This is a genomic window from Acinetobacter sp. WC-323 (assembly GCF_000314615.1).
Taxonomy (GTDB): Bacteria; Pseudomonadota; Gammaproteobacteria; order Pseudomonadales; family Moraxellaceae; genus Acinetobacter; species Acinetobacter courvalinii.
On sequence record NZ_AMZS01000027.1, the window covers coordinates 1 to 264 of the forward strand.

Genomic DNA, 264 nt, shown 5'->3' on the forward strand with positions numbered 1-264 from the left:
TAGCAATGAATTGGTTTACGATTCAGTTCGATGATCGATTAAAAGATCATTTATAAAAAATGGAACTTACACAAAATAATTTACAGGCTCCAGCTAACCGATAAAAGTTCTCTGCTATTTGATTTGGCGTTTTAAAATCCAAACTCTTTTGAATTCTTCGCTGATTATAAAATAACACAATGTATTCTGTAATATCTGCTTTAGCTTCATCTCTGGTTTTATAGTTGCAATGATGCACTAATTCATTCTTGAGTATGCCCCAGA

The 264-nt window shown here is 31.8% G+C and carries 1 protein-coding gene; it reads right to left on the minus strand.

Going from position 1 to position 264, the window contains the following annotated elements; translation table 11 throughout:
* Nucleotides 1-46: 46 nt before the first annotated feature.
* Nucleotides 47-264 (minus strand): IS3 family transposase (locus ACINWC323_RS19645; protein WP_009509386.1); only part of this gene is annotated, 218 nt, incomplete at its 5' end.